Source organism: Kribbella sp. NPDC004536 (genome assembly GCF_042873835.1).
Classification (GTDB): Bacteria; Actinomycetota; Actinomycetes; order Propionibacteriales; family Kribbellaceae; genus Kribbella.
Genome location: NZ_JBIALY010000002.1, coordinates 348,351 through 372,883, shown reverse-complemented (window position 1 = coordinate 372,883; position 24,533 = coordinate 348,351). Strand labels below are relative to the sequence as shown.

Genomic DNA, 24,533 nt, shown 5'->3' with positions numbered 1-24,533 from the left:
TCAAGCGTTCAGGCAGTTGCATGTACATGCAGCCGTGCTTGCCGGTGAACCGGTACTTCCCGTATAAGCCTTACATGACGGCGATCCGGCTCGATGGTGTGTCCAAGGTGTTCGATGGCGAACACCTGGCCGTCGACGAGTTGTCGCTGGAGATCGGCGACGGCGAGTTCATGGTGTTGCTCGGGCCGTCGGGGTGCGGGAAGACCACGCTGCTGCGGATGATCGCGGGCCTGGAGCGGGTGACCGCCGGCCAGGTGTGGTTCGGGCGGACCAACGGCACCGGGCTGGCACCGCGCGAACGAGGTGTCGCGATGGTGTTCCAGACCGGCGCGCTGTACCCGAACCGGACCGTCCAGGAGAACCTCATGTTCCCGCTGCAGATCGCCGGGAAGGGCGACGCCGAAGCGGGTACGACCGCGGCGGGGCTGGCGCAGATCCTCAGCATCGAGTCCGTCCTCGACCGGATGCCCCGTACGTTGTCAGGCGGTCAGCGGCAGCGGGTCGCGATCGGGCGGGCGCTCGTCCGGCGACCGCAGGTGTTCCTGCTCGACGAACCGCTGTCGAACCTCGATGCGACGATGCGGACCGAACTCCGGCAGGAGATCGGCGCGATGACCCGCGACCTGAACGTGACCACGCTGTACGTCACCCACGACCAGGTCGAGGCGCTCACGCTCGCGGACCGGATCGCGGTGATGCGCGACGGCCGGATCGAGGACGTCGGTACGCCGACGCAGGTGTACAACGACCCGGCGACCGCGTTCGTGGCCGGCTTCCTGGGTACGCCGCGGATCAACCTGCTGTCCGCGACCGTCAACGTCACCGCCCACCACCGCGTACGGCTCGAGTTCGGCGGCCAGTCGATCGGCCTCGATCCGACCGACCGCCGCTCACTGATCCTGCGGCACCATCACGGCGCGCCGGTGATCGTCGGCGCCCGCTCGAACGCGTTCAGCCTGATCACCACGCAGGACGCACCGAACCAGTTGACCGGTACGATCCGCGCGTTCGAGTTCCACGGCCAGCAGTCGATCGCGTTCGTCCAGTGCGGTATCGAGGTCGCCGACCCGGACCGGATCGGCCGCCCGACTCCCGCGCACGCCATTCCGTTGGCCGACCCAACACCGTCGCTCCTCACCCGGCTCCGCAACCGGATCGGCCTCGGCACTGCGCCCACTCCCCCGATCGAGCCGCACGGCCCGACCCACCGCCGTGCCGACCTGGTCGTCGAGCTCCCGGTCGACACCGAACTCCAACGCGGCACCCGCATCCACCTGGCCCTGGACACCACCAAACTCCACATCTTCGACCAAACCGGCCACCGCGTAGACCGCATCACCCGCTGAAGCACGCTGCACTGACGGGAGGACTAATCCACCATCGCCCGGGTGTCGACGATGTCGTCGTACTTGACGTGGCCGACGGTCAGGCCGGCGGTGTGGAGGATGCCGGTCCAGCGTTCGAGGGCGGCTCGGTCCACGCGGGAGGTGTTCCAGACGCCGTGTTTGACGAGGAGTTCGGTGGCGGCGAAAAGGGTCGACCGGTCGGCGCCGGGCCATTCGGTGGTGAAGAGGCCGGGGAGGTCCACGACGGTGCCTTCGCGGAGTTGGTGCATGGCCTGGTCGATCGACTTCACGAACGGGACGAGTGCCGGTGTCAGTTCGTCCAGGCGTTCGCGGAGGACGTAGTACACGCTGTTCGGCATCCGCCCGCCGCGTTCCGCGTGGACGTACGAGAGATGCCCGCGGCCGGCCCGCTGGAGGTTGAGCGCAGTGACCAGGTCGGTGAGGAACGCGTCGCCCAACCCGCCGACGTACAGGTCGTACAGCATCGGCATCGACAGGTCGTGGGCGAAGCGGGTCTGCCACGGGTCGAGGCCCGCCTCGCGCATCAGGCCCCGGGTGAACTCGGCCGGCGCCGTACCGCCCTGACCGGGCACGAGGATCGTACGGTCGCGCAGCCACGACAGGTCGAAGTCGTCCACCCGTTCGCGGGTTACGATGCACATCGGGAACCGGTCGTTCAGCTGGGCGATCGCGACGAAGTCCTTACCGCGGCCCGAGTACATCGCCGGCACCCACACCCCACCGAGCGCGATATCGGCGGTCCCGTCGGCGAGCGCGTGCATGATCCCGTCCCACGGGTCGTGCAGCGTGTACGGCACCTCCAGCCCGTTCGCCGCGAAGATTCCGTTGCCGCGTGCAACGTACTCGGGCAGGTAGTTGAGCCCGTGCGCCATCGAGCTGAGCTTGAGCCTGGTCATGCGGAGATCTCCGTCCGGTAGGGCTCGACCGACGTCCGGCAGGTCAGGTTCTCGTAGCCGTCCTCGGTCACCACGTACAGGTCACCGAGGTTCGACCCCGCGACCAGCGGGTCGACCCATTGCGCGTGCAGGACGAAGACCATCCCGGGCTCCATCCGGTCGGTGTTGTGCGAGGTCACGTTGTACTGCGGCAGCTTCGGCATCCCGATCGCGTGCCCGAGGTTCGGGTTGTGCGGACCGGGCGCGGCCGGCCAGACGTGCATCAGCCGCCGCCCCTGCGCCTCCCAGTCCGCGTCCTCGACGTACTGGCGTTTCACCTGCCGCGGCGACCCGTCCGGCATCGCCTCCCAGTTGAACGGCATCGTCCGCGTCTCCTTGGACTTCAGGTAGCCGCGCTCCACGTACGCCTCGAACGCCGCGTCGTGCAGTTCGCTGAACTTCACGCCCGGCTTGATCAGCGCCTCGGCCCGCCGGACGGCGTCGACCGTCATCTCCAGTACTTCGTCCTGCTGCGGTGTCGCCGTACCGATCACCATCATCCGCGCCGCCTGCGCGCAGTACCCGAGATACGTGACGTTCGAGATGTACAGGTTCAGCAGATCGCCCGGCACGATGACATGCCCGTACGGTTTGCCGCACAGCGTGCCGTACCGGTTCGCGCCGATCTGGTACCCGTCACCGGTCTCCCCACCTCGCGCCATTTGTGCGTACGAGAACGCCGCGTACGCCTCGTAGTCCGTCACCCCGGGCCGTACGACGTGGCAGAGCGCCTCCCAGCCGATGTCGATCAGCTGCCCCGCGGAGCGGATGATGTCGATCTCGGCCTTGGTCCGGATCCGTTGCATCCGCAGGATCATCTCGGTCGCGTTCGTGAACGCCGTCCGCGACAGTTCCGCGCGCAAGCCGGTGAAGAACGTGGTCGCGGTCTCGTCACCGATGAGGCCGATCGACCCACCGGTGAGACCGAGCCTGCGCAGCACGCCCGCGCAGGCGTCGATCGTCTTGCCCAGCGGCGATCCGGGCCGGTTCACGCTCTCCCGGCCGAACGGCGAGATCTGCCAGATGTCGCCGACCAGCAACGGCTCGCCGCCCGGCGGCACGACCGCCGACTCGGTCCAGAACGAGAGCAGTTCGGGATCGAGGTCGGCGTCGGTCGGAAGGACCAGCACCCCCTCCCGCATCCAGTCGCACAGGTACCGCAGGAACGGGTTCGACGTGTGGTACCACCCGACCAGGCTGGAGTGCACGAGCAGCGCGTCGAGCCCGGCAACGGTTGCCTCCCGCCGGAGCCGCTCGATGCGGTCCGCGTACTCCGCCTCGGTCAGCTGGTCGGCAGGTTCGAAGTCGAAGCTCGGCTCGAAGTCGCGCAGCAGCGACTCCATCCGCCGGTAGTCGACCGGGGTGCTGTATTCCCTCACAGGTTGGTTCCTCTCTCAAACTTGGGTCTGGTTGATCTGCTCGAGCGACAGCCGGTACGTCTCCGGCGCGAACCGGGCCGCGATCGCGAGCACCACGTACATCGACGCGAGCATCAGGAACACGCCCGACATCCCCCAGGCCGCGAACACCGGGACCGCGATCAGCGGCATCACGGCGCCGGACACGTTGCCGATGCCGTTCACGATCGAGGTACCCAGCGCCCGGACCTCGGTCGGATACACCTCGGGTGACCAAGCGGCGAGCGTGGTGTTGAGCAAGAGCGCGAAGAACTGGAACGTCCCGCCGAGCAGCAGGATCAGCGCGGCTCCGTGTGCGAACGTCGCGAACGCGACCGCGGCAGCACAGCCGAGTACAGCAGCCGAGATCACCGTCGTCCGGCGGCCGACGTTCCGCGCGAGCAGCGCGGCCGCGCAGGCGCCGAGCAGGCTGCCGAGGTTCATCACCATCGTGAACGCGAGGCTGTCGCTGATGCTGTAGCCCTGGGCAACGAGAATGCTCGGCATCAGCACCAGCAGGGTGATCTGGGCACCGAACGACATCCACGACGCGAGCCCGATCGCCGCGGTCCGGCGCAACGAGCCGGCCGACACCAGCGTCCGCAGCGGCACCGACTCCCCGACCACGTCCGGAACGTCGGCGGCGGTCAGGTACTGCGTGACCGGACCGCTGCCCTTGCGGCTGAGCCGGCCGGACGCCAACGTGGTGAGCGCCTCGTTCGCCTCGTCGAGCCTGCCCTTGGACAGCAGGAACCGTGGCGACTCGGGCATGTACCGGCGGATGAACACGACCAGCAACGCCGGGACTGCCAGCAGCACGTAGAGCCAGCGCCAGCTCGCCGACGTACCGCCGAGCGCGTCGTTCAGCGGGCCGAGCACGATCAGGAAGAGGCCGAAGGCAACGAAGTTGCCGACGCCGCCGGAGCCGATGTTCAGCGAGGCGGCAACGGTGCCGCGGTACCTGGTCGCGACCATCTCGGTGACGAGCGCGAGCCCGACGGTGAACTCACCGCCGAGGCCGATCCCGACGATGAACCGGGACACCTCGAGGAAGGTCTGGTTCGGTGCGATCGCGCTGAGCACACCACCCAGGGTGTAGAGCAGCAGGTTGAACGAGAGCGCGTACCGGCGGCCCTTGCGGTCGGCCAGGTAGCCGGTGGTGACGCGCCCGACCAGGCCACCGATGATCATCACGGTGTTCAGGAAGGCGAGGTCCGCGGTGTCCATCCCGAAGCTGGCCTTCAGGCCTTCGGTGATGGCGCCGGTGGTGTCCTGCTCGAGCGCGTCGAAGAACATACCGGCCAGGACCAGACCGGCCACGACCCAGTGCGCGCGGGTCCAGCCGATCCGGTCCATCACCTCCGAGAGGCGTCCGGACGTTCGTGGTACTGCGGTGGTGTGCGGATCCGAGGATTGCATCGGGCCGGCCTCCTTGTGACAGGGGAACTTCTGCTGACGATCGAGCCGGGATCTCGGTGCGATTTAGTATGATTACCAGTCATCTGACGTTTCAAGGGATTCTGGAAAGTCAGTTGTTGCTACGTTCCCAGTGGCCAGCCGGTGACGATTTTCGGCCGTGGGGTGGCGTACGTACGGACCTTGCTCGTCGACAGGCCGAGGTGGACCAGCGACTCCGCAAGTTGGACCGCGGCGGCGACCCCGTCCACCACCGGTACGCCGGTGGCCGCGGCGACCTTGCGGTCCAGACCGGCCATCCCACCGCAGCCCAGGCAGATCACCTCGGCCTTGTCCTCGGTGACGGCCCTGACCGACTGTTCGACGATCGCGCCGACGGCCCGCTGTGAATCCTCCTCGAGTTCGAGTACGGCCAGACCGCTCGCCCGCACCGACGCGCACCGGCCCGACAGGCCGGCGAGGAGAAGCCGGTCCTCGATCTGCGGTACGGCACGGTCCAGGGTCGTCACGACCGAGTAGCTCCGGCCGATCAGCATCGCGACCAGCGCGGCCGCCTCGGTGATGTCGACGACCGGTACGTCGAGGAGCTCCTGCAGTCCCTCCCGCCCGTGTTCGCCGTACCCGGCCTGGATCACCGCGTCGTACGGACCGTCGTACCGCACGACCGCGTCCATCACCGCGATCGCGGCCAGGTAGCTCTCGAAGTTGCCCTCGACCGACTCCGGTCCGATCGACGGCGTCAGCCCGATGATCTCGGTCCCCGGCGACGCGTACTCGGCAGCCGATTCCCGGATCGTGTCGGTCATCGCCTTGGTGGTGTTGACGTTCGCGATCAGGATGCGCATTCGGCCACCTGCCGGACCGCAGCAGCGACCGCGGGTGCGACGGCCGGGTCGAACACGCTCGGGACGATGTACGTCGCATTCAGTTCCTCGGCGGCGACCGAGTTCGCGATCGCGTCGGCCGCGGCCAGCAGCACCGCGTCGGTGATCTCGTGCGCGCCGGCGTCGAGCATCCCGCGGAAGAACCCTGGGAACGCCAGCACGTTGTTGATCTGGTTCGGGTAGTCGGACCGCCCGGTTGCGACCACGGCGGCGTACTCCCCGGCGGCGACCGGGTCGACCTCGGGGTCGGGGTTGGCCAGCGCGAACACGATCGCGCCGTCGGCCATCTTGGCGATGTCGTCGCCGGTCAGCAGCCCCGGACCGGACACACCGATGAAGATGTCGGCCCCCGGCAGTACGTCGGTCAGCCTGCCGGTCTCGCCCCGGGGGTTGGTGTTCGCCGCGATCCACCCGCGGTACTCGTCGAGCCCGTGCTGCCCGGAGTGCACCGCGCCGTTCCGTCCGCAGCCGACGATCTCGCCCGCGCCCTGCGCGGCGAGCAGCCGGATGATCGCGTGCCCGGCCGCACCGACCCCGGACACCACGATCCGGACGTCCTCGATCCGCTTGCCGACCACGCGCAACGCGTTCGCAAGAGCGGCCAGTACGACGATCGCCGTACCGTGCTGGTCGTCGTGGAACACCGGGATGTCGAGCAGTTCCCGCAGCCGCTTCTCGATCTCGAAGCAGCGTGGCGCGGCGATGTCCTCGAGGTTCACGCCGCCGTACACCGGCGCGATCGCGCGGACGATCTCCACGATCGCGTCGGTGTCCTGGGTGTCCAGGCAGACCGGCCATGCGTCGACGCCGGCGAACTGCTGGAACAGCGCGGCCTTGCCCTCCATCACCGGCAACGCCGCGGCCGGCCCGATGTTGCCGAGGCCGAGGACCGCCGAACCGTCGGTGACGACCGCGACCGTGTTCCGCTTGATCGTCAGCCGGCGCGCGTCCGCCGGGTTCTCCGCGATCGCCTGACAGACCCGGGCGACCCCCGGCGTGTAGGCGCGGGACAGGTCGTCGCGGTGCTTGAGCGGCACCTTCGGTACCACCGTCAGCTTGCCGCCGAGGTGCAGCAGGAACGTACGATCGCTGACCTTCCGTACGGTGACGCCGTCGACCGCGTCGAGCGCTTTCTCCAGTGCGGCCGCGTGGCTGACGTCAACCGCGTCGCACGTCATGTCGACGACGATCCGGTCCGCGCGGGACTCGACCACGTCGAGCGCGGTCAGCGCGCCGCCGGCCGCGCCGATCGCGGTCGTCAGAGCGGTGGTGATGTGCGGTGAGGCAGGGGCCTCGACCCGTGCGGTGATCGAGTATCCAGGGCTCGGTGTAGGCATGTCGCTCCTGTCGATGGTTCGTGGTGTGACCCGCCGTCTCGATCCCGGCGAGCGGCGGGTCACACGTCTAGTTGAGCCGCAGCTCGACGCCGAGTCCGGTACGGCGGGCCGCGTCGACGGCGAGTCGCGCGGCGGCCATGTCCTGCAGGCCGAGCCCGACCGAGTCGAACAGCGTGATCTCGTCGTCGGTACTGCGTCCTACCCGCACGCCGGCGACCACGTCCCCGAGTTCGGTGGCGAAATGCTCCGCGGTGATCAGCCCTTCGCCGAGCGGTACGAGGACGTCCCCGGACTCCCGCCGGACGACGTCGAAGCTGTCCACGACAACCTTGCTCCGGGCAACGCCCGCACTGTCGATCTCCCGATGGTCCGGCCGCGGCGGCGCCCCCACCGCATTCACGTGCAGCCCCGCGCCGAACCACTCCCCCCGCACAATCGGCTCCCGAGAAGGCGTCAACGTACACAGCACATCCACCGACCGAACGACCGCTTCGGGGCCTCCGGCAACCACCACTTCATGACCACGGTCCTGGGCATACGCAACGAACCCCTCGACCCGAACCTTCGTCCTGCTCCACACCACAACCCGCTCGATATCAAGAACACAAGCAAGCGCATCAAGATGAGCCCGAGCCTGCGCCCCCGCACCGACGAACCCGACGGTCCGCGCCTCCCGACGCGCAAGATGCCTGGTAGCAACAGCAGAAGCAGCCGCAGTACGGAACAACGTCAACGCCGGCCCGTCCAGAATCGCCTCACAAGTACCGGTCTCCGGATCCACCAGCAGGATCGTCGACTGCTGCACGGGCAACTCCCGCGCCAGGTTCGCCGGCGTATCGGTGAGCAGCTTGATCCCCGCCACCCGCGAACCGATCGCCGCGGTCATCGGCACGAGCAACGTCGTACACCCGGGCACCTCGACCGTCGACCGTTCGGCCTGCACCGCACCACCTGTCGACAGTGCGGCGTGCGCGTTCTCGACCGCCTCGATGACAGCCGGCATCTCGAGGGTCTTCGCGATCTCGGCCCGGCTCAGGGCCAGGATCGGTCTGCCGACGCTCATGACACCACCGCGACCAGGTCGTCGTACGCCGGGGCCTCGTCGATCAACCCGTCCTCGGCGAGGATCCGCATCCACTCGGCGAAGCCGTCCTCGCTGATCCGCAGGTCGTCCCAGATCCCGCTGGCGCGCAGATCGTCGACGATCGACACGAGTACCTCGGTGTCCAGCGAAGGCCACTCGCGCGCCAGCAGGTCGGTCAGCTCGGCGGCCTCATGTGCCTTCAGCCAGTCGTACGACTTCTGCAGCGCCCGGTAGAACCGTTCGACCAGCTCGTCGTCGCGGGCGAGTACGTCGGCGGTCGTGTAGTACACGCTGTTCGGCATCAGGCCGCCCGCGCGGTCGTGCCGTACCGCGATGTGCGCCTCGCCCCGGTGCTCGAGGAACGACGCGTTCACCAGGTCCGTGACCAACGCGTCGCCCATGCCACCGAGGAACAGTTCGGTCAGCATCGAGCCGGACAGGTCGCGTACCCAGCGCACCTTCGACATGTCCACTCCGGCCTTGCGCATCAGCCCGGCGGTGTGCACGTACGGCGCCGTACCGCCGGCACCGGGCGCTACCACGATCTTGCCTTCGAGATCCTTCCAGTCGAAGTCGGTGAGCTTCTCGCGGGTCACCAGCGCCTTCGGGTTGCGGGCGTTCAGCTGCGCGAACGCGCGGTACTCACGGCCGCGCCCGTGGTACATCGCGGGCACCCACAGTCCGCCGAGTACGACGTCCGCGCTGCCGCCTTCGAGGTCCCGCAGCACCTGCGTCCAGTCGTCCGGCGCCGAGCGGGAGAAGTCCAGGCCTTCCTCCGCGTAGAACCCGAGTTCGCGGGCGACGTACTCCGGAAGGTAGTTCGGCCAGTGCGAGGTGGCGCTGACGTGCAGACGATCCATTACGAGACTCCTTGATTCGTGTCCGAGTTGATGTCCTCGAGCGACAGCCCGTGCGTCTCCGGCGCGAACCTGCTCGCGACCGCCATCACCGAGTACATGACGGCGATCAGGACGAACACCGCGACCATTCCCGCGCGGTCGAGCAGCAGTCCGGCGCCGATCGGGACGAACGCCCCGGCGACATTGCCCTGGACCGCCACCATCGCGGTGCCGAACGCGCGGACCCGGGTCGGGTAGAGCTCCGGCGCCCACGCGAAGATCGTGCTGTTCAGCAGCAGCACGAAGAACTGGAAGAGCGCGCCGAGGATCAGTACCAGCGCCGGCGTCGTCGCCAGGAACCCGAAGGCAAGTGCGGCAAGACAGGCGGCACCGGCACCGCAGGTGATCACGACCCGGCGCGGAAGGCGCAGCGCGGCCCAGGTCGCGGCGGCGGCACCGAGCAGACTGCCGACGTTCATCACCATCGTGAACGCGAGGCTCTTGGTGATCGTGTAGCCCTGCTCGACCAGGATGGTCGGCATCAGCACGAGTACGGTCACCTGGGCGCCGAACGTCATCCACGAGATCACCGCGAGGGCTGCCGTACGCCGCAGCAGCACGCCGCGGAACACCTCGGACAGCCGGACCTTCTCGACAGCCGGCGCCGTTCCGGTGTGCTGGATGTACGGCGTGACCGGTCCGCTGCGGTCCTTCAGGCGGCCGTTCGCCAGCCGTGTCAGGACGCCGTTCGCCTCGTCGATCCGGCCGCGCGACGCCAGGTACCGCGGCGTCTCCGGGAGGTACCGCCGGTACACGAGCACCAGCAGCGCAGGCAGGACCAGCAGGGCGAACATCCACCGCCAACTGTTGTGCGGGCCGCCGAAGAAGTTGCCGAGCGGTCCGAGGACGACGGCCGCGAAGCCGAACGACACCACGTTGCCGAAGCCGCCGGCACCCACGTTGAGCGAGGCAACGACCGCGCCGCGGTACTTGGTCGAGACGAGTTCGCTGAGCATCGTCATCCCGGCGGCGATCTCGCCGCCGAGGCCGACGCCGACCACGAACCGGCCGACCGCGAGGACGGCGTACCCGGGGGCGAGTGCACAGATCAGCGCGCCGAGGCAGTACACGGCCAGGTTGAACGCGAGCGCGAACCGGCGGCCCTTGTGGTCGCCGAGCGCGCCGGTGACCACCTTGCCGATGATCATCGCGCCGATCGTCACGGTCTGCAGGAACGCCAACTCGGGCGTGGAGATGTTCCACACCGACTTCAGCGCCGGTCCGACGGCGCCGAGCGAGTTCTCCTCCATCACGTCGAAGAACGCGCCGAGCAGCACCATCAGCAGGATCAGGCGGTGCGCGCGGTTGAACGGGATCGCGTCCAGGACACGACCTACCACGGAGACGGCGTCCGCCGGCCGTGAGGTGAGCTGGTTCGATGATTCAGTCGAGTGCATCGGACCGACCTTCCGTCGAAGGATGTTTGTCGGAACCGAGCCGGGATCTCGGGGTTGCTTGGTGATAGGATTACCAGTCATCTGATGTTTGAGGAAGGGGCTGCGATGAAAAAGGTCGAGCGGGTCTCCCTGGTCGAGTCCGTCGGGACCCAGCTCCGCGACGAGATCACCGCGGGCCGCTGGACGGTCGGTGAGCGCATCCCGTCGGAGACCGAGCTGGTCGAACAGCTCGGTGTCAGCCGGGCGTCGGTCCGGGAGGCGGTGCGCGGCCTGGTGCACGCGGGTCTGCTCGCCACCCGGCAGGGTGACGGCACCTACGTCACCGCCCAGGACCCCACCGACGTCGCGATCCGCCGCCGCCTCGGCGCGGCCGAGCACGGCGACGTGCTCGAGGTCCGCCGCGGCCTCGACATCGTCGCGGCCGGACTGGCGGCCGCACGCCGGACCAGGTCCGACATCCGCGCGCTGACCAAGGCGCTCGCCGCCCGCGCTGCCGCCGGCGATGCGGGCGACGAGGCGGCCTTCGTGGCCGGCGACGTCGACTTCCACCTGTGCGTGGCCCGCGCCTCGCACAACCCGGTCCTGATCGAGCTCTACACGAGCTTCGCCCACGCCCTGACTGAGAGCGTCCGCGACGACCAGTGCCTACAGAACTTCACCTCCGGCCAGGACACCTGGCACGAGGCCCTGGCCGCCGCAATCGAAGCCGGCGACACCACCACCGCAGCCGCCGCCTCCCTATCCCTCCTGGAAAGCACCACCTAGGCTTCCTCTCAGTCGTCGGCACCCAACAGAGCACTGAGCAGTTCCTCGGGGGTTTCCAGTTGGGGAAGGTGGCCCGTGCGGGGTAGCAGTGTGTACGTCGCTGACGGGATCGCGGCGGCGAACGCCTTGCCGTAGTCGGGGCCGGCGATTCGGTCGCTCTCGCCCCATACGACGCGTACCGGGATGTCGATGGCGGCGAGGCGGTGCAGCAAGGTTGGGTCGGACATCGTCGGGCCGGTGTATCCGATCAGGGCCTGGACGTCGGGGCTCGGTCCGGTGCCGCCGGCGGCCGGTGCCTTGGACGGGTCGTGCCACGACAGCTTCTGGATGTCGGCGATCGACAACCCGCTCACATCGGTCAGCGGCTGGTCCTCGACCTCGATGCCGATCCCGTCGACGATCACCACGTCGCTGACCCGCGGGCTGTGCCGCAGCGCGAGCTCCGCGGCGACCCACCCGCCGAACGAGTTGCCGATCACGGTCACGTCGGCGAGGTCCAGTTCCTCGAGCATCCCGACGTACATCATCGCCAAGTCCCGCACGTCCCGCACCGCGTCGTTCCGCGGCGTACCGCCGAAGCCGGGGTGCGTGGGCAGGAGGACCCGGGCGTGGGTGCGCTCCCTGAGCAGGTCGGCGAAGCCGGCCATCGTCAGGACACCGCCACCACCGTGCAACAGCAGGAACGTGCTCATCATCGACTCTCCATGATCTCAGGATGCTTATATCAGGAACCTTAGATCAGGATATTGATCTAAGCAACCTGATACAGTGCAGATCATGAAGCACCAGCCCGCTGACGTCGCCCTGGCCGTCAAGCGCCTGCAGTACCGTCACCACCGCGCCCTGAGCCAGGCGCTCGCGCCGCTCGGCCTCTCACTCGTGCAGTGGGACACCCTGCGCCACCTCGACCGCCGGCCCGACGCGTCGCTCCACGACCTGGCTGTGCTGACCTTCCAGACCGACCAGTCCTTCGGGTCGCTGGCGACGCGGATGGCCGACCGCGGCCTGATCGAACGCGTCCCTGGCCCCGGCCGCGCCGTCAAACACCGTCTGACCCCGAAGGGCGAGCAACTCCGCGCCGACGGCCAAGAAGCCGTGAACGCCGTTGTCAAGACGTCGTTCGACACCCTCTCCCCCACCCAACTCCAGCAACTCGGCGACCTCCTCGACACCGCCCTCGGCCCGGACCCGACCGCCTAGTTCGGAAGGTTGCCCAGGACGCGGGCGGGTGGTGCGACGAAGGACTCGCGGGGTAGGCCCTGCAGGGCTCCGCGCATTGCCGACTCCCACAGCGGCCCCGCGGTGCCGGAGCCGGTGGGGTCGGTGATGTCCTGGCCGTTGAGCTGGTGGCCGTACATGAGGTTCGTGTACGGCGGCGTGGCGTCGGCGACGACCGCTGCCGCGGCGAGGTTCGGGGTGTAACCGGAGAACCAGACGGCGAGGTTCTGGTTGATCGTGCCGGTCTTGCCGGCCAGGTCCCAGCTGCCGAAGCTCAGGTTGCCGCCGGTGCCGCCCGGCTGCATGACCGCGCTCAGCACCCGGTTCACACCGTCCGCGACCCACGGCTCGAGGACCTGTTTGCACGCCTGGCCGGGCGTCGCGAGGCTCTTGCCGCTCTCGTCGGTGATCGACGTGACCAGCAGCGGTGCGCAGTACACGCCGCGGTCGGCAAACGTCGCGTACGCGTTCGACAGCATCAGCGGGGTCACGTACCCGACGCCGAGCGTCATCGAGACGACCTGGTCCAGCGGATGCAGCGTCTGCGCGTTGTACATCCCGAGCTTGCCCGCGATCGTCGCGATCGAGCACAGCCCGGTCTCGCGGGACAGCTGCAGGAAGTACGTGTTCACGGAGTACCTGGCGGCGTCGACCATGGTGAAGTCGCCGCTCTTCGTCGAGTTCTTCGGTGTGTAGTTGCTGTCCCGGGTCCAGCCGTCGCAGGTCCGGTACGGGACGCCGCTGAGGTCGATCTGGTCCGGTGAGTTGATCATGTGGTCGATCGGGATGCCCTGCTGGATCGCCGCCGCGATCGTGAACGCCTTCATCGTCGAGCCGTTCTGGAACCCGCCGTACCCGCCGGCGTACGACTTCTCGACGTTGTAGTTGTACGCCGTCTCGTCGCGGCCCTCGCCGTACGGCTTGCTCTGCACCATCGCCTCGACCAGGCCGGTGCCCGGCTGGACGACCGTGATCGCCGCGACGGTGTTGTCGGTCGGCCTGGTGTGCTCGTCGATCGACTTCTGCGCGGCGGCCTGGATCCGCGGATCGAGCGAGGTCCGGATCGTCAGCCCGCCGGTCTTCAGGTACTGGTCGCGCTGCTGCGGGGTGTCGCCGAGCGCCGGGTTGTCGAGCAGCTTCGAGACGACGTACTCGCAGTAGAACGGGTACGGCGAGTTCGCGCAGCCGTTCAGGATCGGGTGCACCTGGGACAGGTCGAGGACCGGTGCGCGCAACGCCGTGTTCGCCTCGGCGAGCGTGATGTTGCCGAGCTGGAGCATCCGCTCGATCACGGTGTTGCGTCGCTGCAACGCCTGCTCCGGGTGCGTCACGGGGTCGTAGCCACTGGGGTTCTTCACGATTCCGGCGAGCATCGCGGCCTGCGGCAGCGTGAGCTGGGCGGCGGTCACGCCGAAGTAGTGCTGGGCCGCGGCCTGGACGCCGTACGTGCCGTCGCCGAAGTTCGCGAGGTTCAGGTACCCGTCGAGGATCTGGTCCTTCGACTGCTGCTGCTCGACCGCGATCGCGTACCGCAGCTCGACGAGTTTCCGTTCGTACGTCGGTGCCGTCGCGGCCCGCTGCTCCGCGGGCGTCTTGGCGTTCTCGAGCAAGGTCAGCTTCACGTACTGCTGGGTGATGCTCGAACCACCTTGCGACGTGCCCTCGGCCTGGTTGCGGATCAGCGCCCGGAGCGTCCCTTGCAGGTCGAGCGCGCCGTGCTCGTAGAACCGCGAGTCCTCGATCGAGATGATCGCCTGCCGCATCACCGGCGCGATGTGGGCGATGCCGACCGGCGCCCGGTTCTCGTCGTACAGATTCGCGATCAGGCTGCCGTCCGCGGCCACGATCCGGGTCCGGACGGCGGCCGGCTGGCTGTTCAGCGGTTTCGGCAGGCTCCGCAGGGTGTCGACGACCTCTTCACTGCCGAAGCCGGCGAACCCCGCGATCGGCACCACCAGCCCGGCTGTCAGGGCACCGGCCAGCGCGCTGACGCCGAAGAGCCGCGTCAGCAACCGAACCCCCTGCCCGGCCGCACCCACCTGTCCAAAGTAGGTCGCCGTACCGACGCACACACACGGCTCTCAGCGTCCTCTCATCCGGGGACATTGTTGAGATTGTGTTGCGGCCCGGGCCGTAGCTCAACCGAAGCGGATCCCGCGGGCGTCTCAGCCTGCATTGAGAACATATATTCGGGGGGAATTTCATGAGTGCGATTTGCTGGGATCCGGTATTGCCGGAAGTGGCTTTGCCGAAGGCATTGCCGGCGGTCCGGCGACTGTTGAAACATCCACGACTGATGCAGAGCAACCGCCTGGTGGCGCTGGTGCTGGTCGTCAATCTTCTCACCTTCGTGTGTGGGCTTCCCGGTGATCGGTGGAGCTCGGTCGGCGCCGTCGCGCTGGTCGCGCAGGTGAATTTCGCGACGGCAATTCTGGTCCGCCAGCAGTTCTTTGTGAATCTGCTTTCGCAGCTGGTGATGAAAGCGCCGAAAACCTGGCCGCTGCGGGTCCGCTGGGCGCTGGCGAAGGGTTATCACCTGGGCGGTCTGCATGTCGGCGGGGCGACCTGCGGGAGCCTCTGGTTCCTCGCGCTGACGGTCGTCGCGACCGGCAAGGTCGGCTGGCCGTTGCTCGTCGTGTACTACGTGCAGACGCTGCTGCTGATCATCATCGTGAGCACCGCACGACCTTCGTTCCGCGCGAAGCAGCACGACCTGTTCGAGCGGGTACACCGCTTCGGCGGCTGGGGGTTGTCCGTACTGTTCTGGACCGGCGCGGTCCTGCTCGCCGCCGAGCGGCATCAGTCGCTGGTCAGTACGCCGGCGGTCTGGGTACTCGCACTGACCACGATCAGCTCGCTGATCCCGTGGACGCTGCTGCGGCGGATCCCGATCGACGTGGTACGCCCGTCCTCGCACGTGGCGCTGGTCCGGGCGGGCAGCCGGACACCGATGGCTGGGTCGACGCGGGCGATCTCGCGGCACCCGCTGCGGGAGTGGCACAGCTTCGCGGTGATCCCGACGCCGGGGGTGGCCGGCTTCCGGATGGCGGTGTCGCGCGCCGGGGACTGGACGGGCGACTTCATCGACAATCCGCCGGCCCGCGTGTGGGTGCGGGGCGTTGCGACAGCCGGGATGGCCAACTACGGAACCGTCTTCAACCGGATTGTCTACATTGTGACGGGCAGCGGGATCGGACCGGTGCTCGCGCACGTACTGGCCGCGCGCGTTCCGAACAAGCTGGTCTGGGTGACTCGTGACCCGGTGCAGACGTACGGACAGGAGCTGGTCGACGAGATCCTCCGCGCCCAGCCGGACACGCTGATCTGGGACACCGACGCGCACGGCAAGCCCGACATGGTGAAGCTCGCGTACGCGGCGTACGCCGGCTCCGGCGCGGAGGCAGTGATCTGCGTGTCGAACCGGAAGGTTACGCGGTCGGTCGTCCACGGCCTCGAGCGCCTGGGCATCCCGGCGCTCGGGCCGATCTGGGACTCCTAGACCGCCGGGTAGACCTCCAGTTCGTAGAGGGAGTAGCCGTACTGGGTCGCGCGGTGGACGCCTTGCATGCGGACGTAGCGGGCGGTGGTGTCGAGCCAGAGCGTGTCGGTACCACCGTCGCCGTTCGTGACCGCGGTCGCGGTCGTCCAGGTGTTCGCGTCGTCGGACACCTGGATGTCGTACGCCGCGCCGTACGCCGCCTCCCAGCGCAGTACGAGCTTGCCGAGGCGGGTCGGAGTACCCAGATCGACCAGGAGCCAGGACGCGTCGTCGTAGCCGGACGCCCAGCGGGTCGTGCTGTCGCCGTCGACGGCCAGGTCGGCGGTGAACGACGTACCGGGTTCGATGCTGGAGGCAACGACCGGATGGTGCAGGGCGATGTCGGTGGTGCCGGTCCGCGGACGGACGGCGACCCGCAGAACCGCGTCGAAGCTGGTCTGGCCGACCGTGAACCGCACCGGAATGTCTACGGCCGACAATGCTGCGTCGGCCGGTGCGGTCAGCTGGACCGGGACGGATTGGGTGAAGCCGCGCTTGACGGTCACCGAGGCCGTGGTCTCGACGGTCCACCCGGCGGGCGCGGCGACGTCCAACGCACCGCTGACATCGGTGTTCCGGTCGGCGGAGATGTCGACCGTGAACGTCGACGGTACGCCACGTACGACGTCGGCCCGGTCGTTGCCGACATTCAGCGTCGCGAGCGGGGTGTCGCTCCACAGCGGCACGACCTCGGCCACCTCGGGCGTACCGCTCTTCCAGACCAGGCGAACCGCCTCGGCCTTCAGGTCGGCCACCCGAAGCTCGGCATACGCCGAGGACACGGTGCCGACCCGCTGCCATCCTCCCCCGACCTGCACCTCCACGTCCGCCGTACCGACGTTCCGCTGGAGGATCGTCAGACCGGCCAACTCGCGCGGCGCCGACAAGCCGATCGTCAACGCGTCACCAGCGGCGGGCGCAGTGGACGGTATGTACGCGGTGTCGAGGGCGCCGTCCACGGCCTGCCGGAACGACGAACCGGTGGCCGGTGCTGGCGTACCGCTCGCGGTCAGCGTCGTCGTGTGACCGCCGATGGTCTCGACGGTGAACTCGCGGACGACCAGCCAGTAGTCGCTCGCGCTCAACGAGCGGTACCGGACGTAGCGGGCCGTCGTACCCGCCGGCGCCGTCGCCCGTACCTCGGCCGTGGTCGCCCGGGCGAGTTCGGTCCAGCGCGTGCCGTCGGGCGAGTACTCGAGGACGCCGGAGTGGATGTAGTCGTTCGGGCTGGACGCCTTCCCCATCAGGATGGTGATCAATCCGATTGTCGACAGTTGCCCGAGATCGGCCCGGACCTCCGAGCCGGTGCTCGGCGCACCGTCGCTCCAGTAGAACGTGTTCGGGTCGCCGTCGATCATCCGCGCCGGTACGTTGTCCTGGTACGTACCGAGGCTGGTCGTCGCCGTACGCCCGGGCCGCACGCCGAGCCAGCGGTCGTGAACGCGGCCGGCTTCCGCGATCAGCGCATCGACGACGCCCTCACCGATCCGCGGGTACGTACCACTGTGCGGGAGGCGGCTGTCGCGGATCGCCTTCGCCTGGCTGACGAGCGCGTTCATCCCTTGCCGGGCGGTCCACGCCGCGGCACCGTCGCCCGTGTCCAGGGCGGCCAGCAGATCCAGCGCGCGGTTCATTGCCCGGCCCCACAGTTCGGTTGCCTTGAGCCACGATTCGGCCTGGTCGGCGAAGGCCGGGTCGACCACTCCGGACCGGATCGTCGCGGGGGCGGCCACAATCGCGTTCACCCGGGGCCGCAGTACGGCGATCGCCTGCGTACGTTGCCCGGAGCGCCACAGCTGCCAGAACTGGTCGACCGCGGCACCGAAGACCGGCGCACTCTGCGGATGCAGCGTGCCGTCGTACGTGTTCAGATCGGCGAACACCTGCAGTGCGGCGGTCGTGGCGGGATCGCCGCCTCCTCGTTCGGCGAGGGCGCGGCGCCAGGAGGCCTGCGCGTCGTACTTCGCCGGGTTCCAACCGAGTTCGGCGAACGAGTAGAGCGCGACCTTGCTGACCGCGGCCTGGTTCATCGGGTTCGAGATGATGCCGGCGATGCTGTCGGCGACGGCCGGTTCGCGACCCGTGTACGGCGCGAGCAACAACCGGCCCGCCGCGTAGTCGTTGACCGGGTAGTTGTCCCAGATCAGGATGTCGTGCCCGAACACCGCCTTCGCCTGCGCGGCCTGCGCCGCGGTGATCGTACGCGGCACCACGCCGATTCCGGTCCAGTGCACGACGACGTCGCTGTCGAGTTGCTCCCGAAGTGCCTTCTTGTACGGCGTCTCGCTGACGTTGTAGTACTCCGTCGGCACCATCTGCAGCGGCGCGACGTCCGGCTTGGTCTCGACCCACTCGCGCTGCACCCGGTTCAGCAGCTCGCTCTGCGCACGGCCGGCGGCACCGCCACCGGTTCCGTACTTCGCCTTGTCCGCGTCGCAGTGCCACGTGTTGTAGTCGATGTCGTCGAGCGGCACGTTGAACGAACGCGCGCCCACGTCGTACAGGGCCTCGAACTTCGCGATCAGCGCCTGGAAGTCGGCCTCGGACGTGTAGCAGATCGACAGACCGGGCGAGAGCGCGAACGTGAAGTCGACCTTGTTCTCGCGGGCGCGGGTGACCAGCGACGCGAGCTGGGCGAGTTTGTCGGCCGGGTACGGGTCGCGCCACTGTTCCCGGTGGTACGGGTCGTCCTTCGGCGCGTACTCGTACGTGTTCATGCGATGCGCGCCGAGGTAGCTGAGCTCGTCCAGGCGGTCCGCCTGCGACCACGGTGTGCCGTAGAAGCCTTCGATCGCGCCGCGGTACCGCATCGTCGGCCAGTCACGGATCGCGACGCCGGGCACCCAGTCCTGGCCGGGGCGCGGCTGGATCAGTTGGGCGAGCGACTGCGCGGCGTAGAAGGTGCCGTCGCCGTCGACGCCGTCGAGGACGACCTGGGCGCGGTCGTCGCCGTCGCGGCCGGCCGCCAGCACGTAGCCCTCGGCGGACAGGCCGATGCTGTCCTTGACGTGCAGGGCATTCAGCACCGGCTGGCTGCGGCCGAGCCAGATCGTGGTCGGCGTACCGGGGTCGGCGCCGTCGGTGGTCCGGACGGTCTTCACGCCGGCGCGGTCGAGGGCCTGTCGTACGACGCGCTCGGCGTCGGCGTCGGTGCGCGACGTACGGACCAGACCGACCACCGGTGTGACCGGGAAGCCGTCGGGGCGTTGGACGAGCTGTTGCGGCGCGGGCGAAACAGCGGCTGCGGTGGTTGTTGCTGCGGTGGTTGCTGCGGTGGTTGCTGCGGTGGTTGTTGCGGTGCCGGCTTGTTGCGCGTTGGCGGGAACGGCTGCGAACGGAGCGGCCAGGGCGAGCACGCAGACGGCAGACCTGAGCAGGCGCATCGAGTCTCCTCGGGCAGGCGGGTGCCGACCAGTTAGCCATTGCGCAGAACTGCTCGTCAAGGCTTGAACGTAGGCAACTTCAGACAGCGAAGCAGGAATCGCCGGTTCGACTGGACACGCCGGTTGCGCTGGGTTCTCTTTAGACCTGTGAGCACCCAGTACACGGCGCGGCGGCTGACCCGCCGGAAGCGACTCGGCGTCGTCGCCACCTGGACCGTGTTCACCGCGATGGCGCTCGCGATCTTCTCGGTCGGCGTCGTCACGCTGATCTGGGGCATCCAGCGGATCAACGCCCTCGGCGACCTGTCCGAGCACCAGGAACGGGCCGTCGGCCACATCGTTGCCACTCACAAGCTCCCGCAGGATCCCCAGGGAACCGGCGGCGGCACCGAGGCAACGATCGCCTTCACGGCCATGGACGGTACGTCGTACACCACCACGCAGACACTCCAGCTGTGGAGCCGCTCCCGGCACGTCGGCGACAAGGTCGACGTCGTGTACGACCAGCGCAACCCAGACTCGTTCTACACCACGTCTCTCGCGGTGGAACGCCTCCGCGACGTCCTGATCCTGCTCCTCGCCGCCACGATGCTCCTCGGCACCCCCGCGGCGTACGTCTTCTACGCCCGCGACGCCCTGTAGCAGCCACGACTACCCAAGGCGGTCTGTGGGCACTGGTTGGGCATGGCGCGAACTACACATGCACAGCAGACGAGTCGGGCGCCACAGCTCCGGTATGTCCGGACGCTGGTTTGTGACGCAGGCCGCCTGTGGAACCTCATCACCAGGCCGGAACTGCTCAGCAGCTGGTTCGGAGCAACAGCGCTGAGCGACACACAGTACGGCGGATTCACGGTGGTGACCGGGCCGGAGACACAGGAAACCGGCATGGTGACCACCTGTCAGCCACCGCACTACTTCCAGGCCGATTTCAACGACCCGCTCCATCGTTCGAGCACAGTGCTCGTGGACGTGGTCCCGGCCAGGCGCGGATCCCACCTCATCCTCACCCACGGTGGCATCCCCGCCGGCCGCCTGCACCACTACGACCTGCTCTGGACGTCCGCCCTCGACCGCCTCGTCCAGGCGGCCGCCGGCAACGCACCGATGTCCGTGGCCGGCCGGCTCCCGACGTCGGCAGGAGGTGCCTGATGTACGACGTCCTGGTCCTCGTCGAGGAAGAACTGAGCGTGCCGGACGCGGAACGGCTGGTGGAGTTGTACGCCGGTACGCCGCAACCCGTCCGGTTCCACCTGATCGTCCCGTGCGAGGACGCCCAGGCCCAGGTCGAGGCGTCGCTGTCGGGGATCGCCGGGTCGGACATGTTCGGGATGACCGGCCCGCGGTACGGGTTCCGCCCGCCCGACGACGTCCACCGTGCGGCGGACGAGGCCCAGCGAGCCGTCGACGCGGAGGCGACCGCAGCGCTGGAACGCGGACTCGGGCGACTGCGGTCGTTCGATCGGGAGGCCGACGGCGTCATCACCCGTCGGCACCCGGTCGACGAGCTCGTCGACCAGATCAAGCGCGTGCACGGCCAGGAGGTCGTCGTACTCACGCGGCCGCACGTCATCGCCGAACTGCTGCACGTCGACTGGTCCGCGCAGGCCCGGCGCCACCTCGGCGTACCGGTCCTCCACCTGCTCGAGCAGCAGCCGGAGGAACCGGCACCCTGACCGCTCACTCCGCGTTCACCGGCGGATGCGCTGGTTTTGCCGCGGGCACCAACAGGGCATGAAGATCGGCGTACTGGACATCGGATCGACCACCGCGCAACTGCAGGTCACGGAGGCCGTACCGGGCGCGCCCCCGCTCCCCACCCACGCGTTCAAGCAGCGCATCCTGCTCGGCGAGGCGCTCGGCCCGGACGGCACCATCGCGGCCGAGGGCGTCGACCGGGTGGTCGAGGCGGTCCGGACTGCCGCCACGGTGGCGCGTGACCTGCAGGTCGACCGGATGTACGCCTTCGCCACCTCCGCGATCCGCGACGCCACCAACGCGGCCGACATCGCGGTCGCGCTCGGCAACGAGACCGGCGTACAGCTGCGCTTCCTGAGCGGCGAGGACGAGGCGCGGCTGACCTACCTGGCCGTCCGCCGGTGGTACGGCTGGTCCGCGGGACGCCTGCTCGTGCTGGACATCGGTGGCGGGTCGATGGAGATCGCGCTCGGCCGTGACGCCCGCCCGGACTTCGCGGCCTCGCTGCCGCTCGGCGCCGGGCGGCTCACCCGCGCCTTCCTGCCGGACGATCCGCCGAGCCCGGACCAGCTCCACGAACTGCGCCACCACGTCCGTACGACGCTGCGCCAGGTGTCCGACCGGTTGCTGTGGGAGGGCGACCCGAAACAGGTCATCGGCAGCTCGAAGACGTTCAAGCAACTGGCCCGGCTGGCGGGTGCCCCGCCGCAGCGTCGCGGGCCGTTCGTACGGCGTTCGCTGACCAGGAAGGACGTACACCGCTGGCTGCCGCGACTCGCCGCGATGACGAGCGGTGACCGCGCCGGCCTGCGTGGCATCTCGCAGTACCGCGCCAAGCAGTCCCTCGCGGGCGCGGTGGTCGCGAGCGCGGCGATGTCCACGCTCGACATCGCCTGTCTGGAGGTGTCCCCGTGGGCGCTGCGCGAAGGAATCCTCCTGCATCACCTCGAGACCGTCACGGATCAGGAACATCCGCTGACGGTCGAGTCCCTGCAACCGCTCACCGCTCTCGCGCCCGCACCGACCGTGGTCACGAGCATCAAGCGCTGACCGCCGGGTACCGGAACGCCATGGCCTCGCTGAAGGAGTCGCTGACGTACGAGCGCGACGGTGAGACGTCCGGTGAGCGGCTGGATCGGCACTGGAACGAGTTGCTGCAGGAGTTGCGGCTGGTGCAGACCGGTACGCAGATCCTGTTCGCGTTCCTGCTCGGGATCGCGTTCCAGAACCAGTTCCACACCACCGACGGGTTCACGCACGCCGTCTACGCGTGCACTCTGACGGCCGCGGCCCTCGCTGTCGTGCTGTTCCTGGCGCCGGTGGCGTTCCACCGTTTCCTGTACCAGCAGGGGATGCGCGACCGGCTCGTCACGATCGCCGATCGGTTGGCTCGCGGCGGCATGGCCTTCCTCGTCGCCTCGATCTGCGGCGGACTGCTGATCGCGCTGGACGTCGTACTCCCCCGCGGCGCGGCCGTCGCCGTGGTGGCCGGCGTACTGCTCTGGTTCGTGGCGTTCTGGCTGGCGATTCCGGCGTACGTGCGGCATCGGCACCGATGATTCAGTTGTGGAACCCGCGGGTACCCGGGGGTGGTCCCGGTTGCGGTCCAACCTTGCGCCGCATTCGGCCGGGACGGACACAGGCAGGACAACCCGCAATGGCAACGAGTAGTCCAGTCCCGGCGTCGTACGCCGAAGAGTCCGCCCGGACCGAGCGCCTGCTCCGGGCCGCACACATCAGCCGCGGGCCTCGTCGCGAGCAACTCCTCGACGAGGCGATCGTCAGCGGCATGCCGCTCGCCCGCACCCTCGCCCGCCGGTACCGCAGCCGCGGCGTCGACGACGAGGACCTCGAGCAGATCGCGATCGAGCACCTGATCCGGGCCTCCCGCAACTACCGGCCGACACCCGGTTCGGACTTCCGGTCGTACGCGGTCCCGACGATCCGCGGCGGGATCCGGCACCACTTCCGCGACAACGCGTGGGCGATCAAGCTCCCGCGGCGGCTGCAGGAGATCCAGTCCCAGGTGAACGCGGTCCAGGGCAAGCTCGCGATGTCGCTCGGGCACTGGCCGGACCACCGCGAGCTCGCCGAGGCGATCGGGGCCGACGTGGCCGAGATCATCGAGGCGGAACAGGCCCGCGGCTGTTTCCAGCCGACGTCCCTGGACGCCGAGCGCAGCACGGAAGCCGGCGCCCCCGCACCGGCGCGTGAGGTCGCCCAGCCGGGCAACACCTACGAACTCGTCGACCAGGTGCACTCGTTGCGGCCGGTCGTCGACAACCTTCCGGAGCGGGATCAGCTGATCCTGCGCAGACGCTTCGTCGACCACTGCACGCAGGCCGAGATCGGCGCCGAGATCGGCGTCAGCCAGATGCAGGTGTCGCGGCGGCTCCGGACGATCATCGGAAACCTTCAACTCGCGCTGTCGGCCTGACCACCGGCAGAACGGACGTAGCGCACCTCGGGAGACGAGATCTGTGGATCGGGCGGCGGTGCTCGAGCGGTTCGCCGGGCTCGTCGCGGCCGCCGATCTGCAGCAGTCGCTCGTCTTCCGGCTGTGCGACGCGGGCCGTGAACTCGCCGGCGGCCTGGGCAGCTCGATCAGCATCCACAGTGACGATGCCGGCAACCGGATGACGCTGGCCGCGACCGATCGGGTCGCGGCCCAGCTCGAAAGTCTGCAGGACGTCCTCGGCGAGGGACCTTGCCACGACGCGTGCCTGCTCAACGAGCCCGTGGTCGCGGACCTGCGGCACGCGGACAGCCGGACCTGGCCCGTGTTCGCCCAGTCGGCCGTGGAAGCGGCCGGCGGCATCACCCTGCACTGCTTCCCGATGCGGCCCGCGGGCCATCCGTTCGGGGTGTACAGCATCTACACCGAGCACGGTCTGAGCGAGCCCGCCGACATCGTCCAGTTCCTCGCGGACGCGATCGGGGCCGCCGTACTGGACGACGCCGCGGCGGGCGAACTCCACGGCCCCTGGACGGCTCGGTCCGTGGTCCATCTGGCGACGGGTATGGCCGCGGTGCAGTTGCGGGTTTCGCCCGAGGACGCCTTGGCGCTGATGCGGGCGCACGCTTTCGCCCACGACGCGACCGTGCACCAGATCGCCGAACGGATCGTCAATCGTACGCTCGATTTCCGGGACAGCACGTGATCAGGCGTTCGACCTGCGGGGCACCTGGGTTCGGTGGCCGGCGGGATGCATGAT

General features: G+C 68.8%; 22 protein-coding genes. 11 read left to right on the top strand and 11 right to left on the bottom strand.

Annotation, left to right across the window (positions count from 1 at the left end):
- The first annotated feature begins 74 nt into the window (after nt 1-74).
- Nucleotides 75-1,346 carry an ABC transporter ATP-binding protein gene (locus ACFYRU_RS16670; RefSeq protein ID WP_387659077.1) on the top strand — a complete coding sequence of 424 codons (1,272 nt, stop codon included), beginning with the start codon at nt 75-77 and terminating at the stop codon, nt 1,344-1,346.
- A 23-nt stretch (nt 1,347-1,369) separates the two neighbouring features.
- On the opposite strand, the gene ACFYRU_RS16665 is transcribed toward ACFYRU_RS16670, so the two are convergent.
- The 8 genes from ACFYRU_RS16665 to ACFYRU_RS16630 all read right to left on the bottom strand — a co-directional run bounded on the left by ACFYRU_RS16665 (nt 1,370) and on the right by ACFYRU_RS16630 (nt 10,716).
- The gene (locus ACFYRU_RS16665) at nt 1,370-2,263 is read right to left on the bottom strand and encodes an ABC transporter substrate-binding protein (RefSeq protein ID WP_387659075.1); all 894 of its coding nucleotides are present in this window, start codon (nt 2,261-2,263) and stop codon (nt 1,370-1,372) included.
- On the bottom strand, nt 2,260-3,681 hold the full coding sequence (locus ACFYRU_RS16660) for a M24 family metallopeptidase (protein WP_387659072.1): 1,422 nt from the start codon (nt 3,679-3,681) through the stop codon (nt 2,260-2,262). Before ACFYRU_RS16660 ends, ACFYRU_RS16665 begins: the two co-directional genes overlap by 4 nt.
- Before the next feature lie 15 nt (nt 3,682-3,696).
- On the bottom strand, nt 3,697-5,118 hold the full coding sequence (locus ACFYRU_RS16655; RefSeq protein WP_387659069.1) for an MFS transporter: 1,422 nt from the start codon (nt 5,116-5,118) through the stop codon (nt 3,697-3,699).
- A gap of 119 nt (nt 5,119-5,237) precedes the next feature.
- Nucleotides 5,238-5,960, bottom strand: coding sequence for an aspartate/glutamate racemase family protein (locus ACFYRU_RS16650; RefSeq protein WP_387659067.1), 723 nt, complete (start codon nt 5,958-5,960; stop codon nt 5,238-5,240).
- Complete coding sequence (locus ACFYRU_RS16645; protein WP_387659064.1) at nt 5,948-7,336, bottom strand: NAD-dependent malic enzyme; 1,389 nt, start codon at nt 7,334-7,336, stop codon at nt 5,948-5,950. The genes ACFYRU_RS16650 and ACFYRU_RS16645 overlap by 13 nt, the downstream gene beginning before the upstream one ends.
- A gap of 67 nt (nt 7,337-7,403) precedes the next feature.
- The gene (locus tag ACFYRU_RS16640; protein WP_387659061.1) at nt 7,404-8,399 is read right to left on the bottom strand and encodes an ornithine cyclodeaminase family protein; all 996 of its coding nucleotides are present in this window, start codon (nt 8,397-8,399) and stop codon (nt 7,404-7,406) included.
- On the bottom strand, nt 8,396-9,280 hold the full coding sequence (locus ACFYRU_RS16635) for an ABC transporter substrate-binding protein (protein ID WP_387659058.1): 885 nt from the start codon (nt 9,278-9,280) through the stop codon (nt 8,396-8,398). Before ACFYRU_RS16635 ends, ACFYRU_RS16640 begins: the two co-directional genes overlap by 4 nt.
- Nucleotides 9,280-10,716 carry an MFS transporter gene (locus ACFYRU_RS16630; RefSeq protein ID WP_387659056.1) on the bottom strand — a complete coding sequence of 479 codons (1,437 nt, stop codon included), beginning with the start codon at nt 10,714-10,716 and terminating at the stop codon, nt 9,280-9,282. Before ACFYRU_RS16630 ends, ACFYRU_RS16635 begins: the two co-directional genes overlap by 1 nt.
- Before the next feature lie 105 nt (nt 10,717-10,821).
- Between ACFYRU_RS16630 and ACFYRU_RS16625 the strand changes: the two genes are divergently transcribed.
- Entirely contained in the window at nt 10,822-11,481 is a 660-nt protein-coding gene (locus ACFYRU_RS16625; RefSeq protein ID WP_387659053.1) for a FadR/GntR family transcriptional regulator, read from the top strand.
- An 8-nt stretch (nt 11,482-11,489) separates the two neighbouring features.
- Here the strand turns inward: ACFYRU_RS16625 and ACFYRU_RS16620 are convergent, their stop codons facing one another.
- Nucleotides 11,490-12,176, bottom strand: coding sequence for an alpha/beta fold hydrolase (locus tag ACFYRU_RS16620; protein WP_387659050.1), 687 nt, complete (start codon nt 12,174-12,176; stop codon nt 11,490-11,492).
- An 82-nt stretch (nt 12,177-12,258) separates the two neighbouring features.
- Between ACFYRU_RS16620 and ACFYRU_RS16615 the strand changes: the two genes are divergently transcribed.
- Nucleotides 12,259-12,681 (top strand): MarR family winged helix-turn-helix transcriptional regulator, encoded by a 423-nt coding sequence (locus ACFYRU_RS16615; RefSeq protein WP_387659047.1) that lies wholly within the window; start codon nt 12,259-12,261, stop codon nt 12,679-12,681.
- Here ACFYRU_RS16615 and ACFYRU_RS16610 read toward each other — a convergent pair.
- On the bottom strand, nt 12,678-14,738 hold the full coding sequence (locus ACFYRU_RS16610; RefSeq protein ID WP_387659044.1) for a transglycosylase domain-containing protein: 2,061 nt from the start codon (nt 14,736-14,738) through the stop codon (nt 12,678-12,680). The genes ACFYRU_RS16615 and ACFYRU_RS16610 overlap by 4 nt on opposite strands.
- Nucleotides 14,739-14,995: 257 nt before the next feature.
- Here ACFYRU_RS16610 and ACFYRU_RS16605 point away from each other — a divergent pair, with 257 nt between their 5' ends.
- Nucleotides 14,996-16,198 carry a hypothetical protein gene (locus tag ACFYRU_RS16605; RefSeq protein WP_387659041.1) on the top strand — a complete coding sequence of 401 codons (1,203 nt, stop codon included), beginning with the start codon at nt 14,996-14,998 and terminating at the stop codon, nt 16,196-16,198.
- Here the strand turns inward: ACFYRU_RS16605 and ACFYRU_RS16600 are convergent.
- Nucleotides 16,195-19,620, bottom strand: a complete 3,426-nt coding sequence (locus ACFYRU_RS16600; protein ID WP_387659038.1) for a beta-N-acetylglucosaminidase domain-containing protein — start codon at nt 19,618-19,620, stop codon at nt 16,195-16,197. The two genes, ACFYRU_RS16605 and ACFYRU_RS16600, sit on opposite strands and share 4 nt — an antisense overlap.
- A gap of 147 nt (nt 19,621-19,767) precedes the next feature.
- On the opposite strand from ACFYRU_RS16600, the gene ACFYRU_RS16595 reads away from it, so the two are divergent.
- The 7 genes from ACFYRU_RS16595 to ACFYRU_RS16565 all read left to right on the top strand — a co-directional run bounded on the left by ACFYRU_RS16595 (nt 19,768) and on the right by ACFYRU_RS16565 (nt 24,479).
- Complete coding sequence (locus ACFYRU_RS16595; RefSeq protein WP_387659036.1) at nt 19,768-20,262, top strand: DUF3592 domain-containing protein; 495 nt, start codon at nt 19,768-19,770, stop codon at nt 20,260-20,262.
- A gap of 42 nt (nt 20,263-20,304) precedes the next feature.
- Nucleotides 20,305-20,772, top strand: a complete 468-nt coding sequence (locus tag ACFYRU_RS16590; protein WP_387659033.1) for an SRPBCC domain-containing protein — start codon at nt 20,305-20,307, stop codon at nt 20,770-20,772.
- Nucleotides 20,772-21,296, top strand: coding sequence for a hypothetical protein (locus tag ACFYRU_RS16585; RefSeq protein WP_387659030.1), 525 nt, complete (start codon nt 20,772-20,774; stop codon nt 21,294-21,296). Before ACFYRU_RS16590 ends, ACFYRU_RS16585 begins: the two co-directional genes overlap by 1 nt.
- A gap of 58 nt (nt 21,297-21,354) precedes the next feature.
- A complete protein-coding gene (locus ACFYRU_RS16580; protein WP_387659029.1) occupies nt 21,355-22,368 on the top strand; it encodes a Ppx/GppA family phosphatase in 1,014 nt (337 codons plus the stop codon).
- 20 nt (nt 22,369-22,388) lie between these two features.
- Nucleotides 22,389-22,877: a DUF6328 family protein gene (locus ACFYRU_RS16575; RefSeq protein ID WP_387659026.1), complete on the top strand. Its 489-nt coding sequence runs from the start codon at nt 22,389-22,391 to the stop codon at nt 22,875-22,877.
- Between the two features lie 98 nt (nt 22,878-22,975).
- Nucleotides 22,976-23,755, top strand: a complete 780-nt coding sequence (locus ACFYRU_RS16570; RefSeq protein WP_387659023.1) for a sigma-70 family RNA polymerase sigma factor — start codon at nt 22,976-22,978, stop codon at nt 23,753-23,755.
- 43 nt (nt 23,756-23,798) lie between these two features.
- Complete coding sequence (locus tag ACFYRU_RS16565; protein WP_387659021.1) at nt 23,799-24,479, top strand: GAF and ANTAR domain-containing protein; 681 nt, start codon at nt 23,799-23,801, stop codon at nt 24,477-24,479.
- Nucleotides 24,480-24,533 lie beyond the last annotated feature (54 nt).

Coding starts and splice junctions, on each gene's coding strand:
- ACFYRU_RS16605 (WP_387659041.1), top strand. CDS start 14,996: ATGCAGAGCAACCGCCTGGTGGCGCTGGTGCTGGTCGTCAATCTTCTC.
- ACFYRU_RS16585 (WP_387659030.1), top strand. CDS start 20,772: ATGTACGACGTCCTGGTCCTCGTCGAGGAAGAACTGAGCGTGCCGGAC.
- ACFYRU_RS16620 (WP_387659050.1), bottom strand. CDS start 12,176: ATGATGAGCACGTTCCTGCTGTTGCACGGTGGTGGCGGTGTCCTGACG.
- ACFYRU_RS16590 (WP_387659033.1), top strand. CDS start 20,305: ATGGCGCGAACTACACATGCACAGCAGACGAGTCGGGCGCCACAGCTC.
- ACFYRU_RS16570 (WP_387659023.1), top strand. CDS start 22,976: ATGGCAACGAGTAGTCCAGTCCCGGCGTCGTACGCCGAAGAGTCCGCC.
- ACFYRU_RS16575 (WP_387659026.1), top strand. CDS start 22,389: ATGGCCTCGCTGAAGGAGTCGCTGACGTACGAGCGCGACGGTGAGACG.
- ACFYRU_RS16630 (WP_387659056.1), bottom strand. CDS start 10,716: ATGCACTCGACTGAATCATCGAACCAGCTCACCTCACGGCCGGCGGAC.
- ACFYRU_RS16655 (WP_387659069.1), bottom strand. CDS start 5,118: ATGCAATCCTCGGATCCGCACACCACCGCAGTACCACGAACGTCCGGA.
- ACFYRU_RS16670 (WP_387659077.1), top strand. CDS start 75: ATGACGGCGATCCGGCTCGATGGTGTGTCCAAGGTGTTCGATGGCGAA.
- ACFYRU_RS16640 (WP_387659061.1), bottom strand. CDS start 8,399: ATGAGCGTCGGCAGACCGATCCTGGCCCTGAGCCGGGCCGAGATCGCG.
- ACFYRU_RS16625 (WP_387659053.1), top strand. CDS start 10,822: ATGAAAAAGGTCGAGCGGGTCTCCCTGGTCGAGTCCGTCGGGACCCAG.
- ACFYRU_RS16645 (WP_387659064.1), bottom strand. CDS start 7,336: ATGCCTACACCGAGCCCTGGATACTCGATCACCGCACGGGTCGAGGCC.
- ACFYRU_RS16600 (WP_387659038.1), bottom strand. CDS start 19,620: ATGCGCCTGCTCAGGTCTGCCGTCTGCGTGCTCGCCCTGGCCGCTCCG.
- ACFYRU_RS16615 (WP_387659047.1), top strand. CDS start 12,259: ATGAAGCACCAGCCCGCTGACGTCGCCCTGGCCGTCAAGCGCCTGCAG.
- ACFYRU_RS16650 (WP_387659067.1), bottom strand. CDS start 5,960: ATGCGCATCCTGATCGCGAACGTCAACACCACCAAGGCGATGACCGAC.
- ACFYRU_RS16665 (WP_387659075.1), bottom strand. CDS start 2,263: ATGACCAGGCTCAAGCTCAGCTCGATGGCGCACGGGCTCAACTACCTG.
- ACFYRU_RS16635 (WP_387659058.1), bottom strand. CDS start 9,280: ATGGATCGTCTGCACGTCAGCGCCACCTCGCACTGGCCGAACTACCTT.
- ACFYRU_RS16580 (WP_387659029.1), top strand. CDS start 21,355: ATGAAGATCGGCGTACTGGACATCGGATCGACCACCGCGCAACTGCAG.